Origin of the sequence: Ferruginibacter sp. (assembly GCF_031430955.1) — a bacterium.
Classification (GTDB): Bacteria; Bacteroidota; Bacteroidia; order Chitinophagales; family Chitinophagaceae; genus Ferruginibacter.
In genome coordinates, this window is the sequence record NZ_JANPCM010000731.1 from 1 (window position 1) to 1,971 (window position 1,971).

2 protein-coding genes are annotated in these 1,971 nt (G+C 39.2%); both read left to right on the forward strand.

Annotated elements, in window-relative coordinates; translation table 11 throughout:
* Positions 1-1,426: 1,4-alpha-glucan branching protein GlgB (gene glgB / locus ACY65O_RS20965; RefSeq protein WP_462222814.1), on the forward strand; the 1,426-nt coding region annotated here is incomplete at its 5' end.
* Between the two features lie 27 nt (positions 1,427-1,453).
* On the forward strand, positions 1,454-1,971 hold a 518-nt coding region (locus ACY65O_RS20970; RefSeq protein WP_462222815.1), incomplete at its 3' end, for a tetratricopeptide repeat protein.

Consider the following 1,971-nt stretch of genomic DNA (forward strand, 5'->3'; position numbering starts at 1 on the left):
CAGCTGGATGCGGCCTGTAAAAAATGATGAAGAAAGTTTAAACAGCTATGCACAAATTACTGAGCGGTTAGTGCCTTATGTAAAAGAAATGGGTTTTACGCATGTAGAGTTAATGCCGGTGATGGAACATCCGTTTGATGGCAGCTGGGGTTACCAGGGCACGGGTTATTTTGCACCCACATCACGTTTTGGTACACCCGAAGATTTTATGGCCATGATTGATGCCTTTCACCAAAACGATATTGGAGTGGTGCTGGATTGGGTGCCTTCGCATTTTCCTTACGATGCACATGGCTTGTTTATGTTTGATGGCACACATACGTACGAGTATGCAGATATGCGTAAAGGTTTTCATCCCGACTGGAACAGTTATATTTTTAACTACAGCAGGGGAGAAGTAAAATCTTTTTTAATCAGTAATGCAAGGTATTGGTTCGATAAATTTCATATTGACGGAATAAGAGTTGATGCGGTAAGTTCGATTCTGCGTTTAGATTATTCAAGAAAAGAAGGCGAGTGGGAACCCAATATTTATGGCAGCAACGGAAATTTAGAAGCTATTGAATTTGTAAAACATTTGAACGAAACTATTTACCGGGATTTTCCGGATGTGCAAACCATTGCCGAAGAAGCTACCGACTGGCCCAAAATTAGTAAGCCCACCACCGAAGGCGGATTAGGTTTTGGAATGAAATGGATGATGGGATGGATGCATGACACACTGGATTATTTTAAGATGGATCCTTTGTTCAGGGGAGCCAATCAAAATAAATTTAGTTTCAGCATGGCTTATTTTCAGGATGAAAATTTTATGCTGCCGCTAAGCCACGATGAGGTTGTGCATGGAAAAAGCCCCATGATCTATAAAATGCCGGGAGATGAATGGCAGAAATTTGCCAACCTGCGTTTGTTATATGCTTACATGTTTACGCACCCCGGCACAAAGCTGTTATTTATGGGTAACGAGTTTGCACAAACTACCGAATGGAATTATAAAAGTGAATTAAGCTGGGAACTGCTGCAGTATGATTGCCACAGCATGATGAAGGAATGCGTAAAAGATCTTTGCCATTTATATAAAGATGAAAAGGCTTTGCATGAATTGCAATTTGACAGCGAAGGTTTTGAGTGGGTTGATTTAAATCACAGGGATGAGTCTGTAATTGTGTACCGCCGTAAAGGCAAAAAGAAAAAAGATGATGTGCTGATAATTTTAAACATGACCCCGGTGGTACGCCACAACTGGAAAATTAATGTTTATGGTAAAACAGAGTGGAAAGAAATTTTTAACAGCGACAGTAAAAAGTATTGGGGAACAGGCGATGTGCACAACCCCGATATTGGTTTGCATTTGGTTGATAAAAAGACTGAACTCTATGAAATAAATGTTCATCTTCCTGCGTTAGCAGCAGTAATACTTAAATAACGGAATAATTTTTGCACAAACAATACTATGAAAAACTCTCTCACTGCAATTTTAATTTTACTTTCAGCAACGTCGTTTTCTCAAACCGACAGTTCGGTTTTTTATTTTCAAAAAGGAATAGAAGAAAAAACGGCTAAACGGTATTTAGTGGCATCAAAAAATTTTGATAAAGCCATCAAGCTTAACCCGGCAAATACGGCTGCTTATGTTGAAAACGGTTATGTAAACCTGGAGATGCGTAAAAACGATGCTGCCATTGCCAATTTTACAAAAGCAAATGAACTGGAGCCGGCTAATAATGCCCCCATAAATGAGCTGATGAATTTATATTTTACTTACAGGCAATATGCCAAAGCAGTTTCGTTTGCACAAAAATGTACCAACTGCGCCAATGCTGAAAAAGTAATTGCCATGAGTTATTACCACCAGGAAGATTATGCCAAAGCTGAAAAAGCATTATTGGCTTTAATTGCTAAAAACCCCAAAGATGCCGAAGCTCATTATAATTTAGGCCGCAGCTATGTAGAAATGGAACAGGAAAAGAA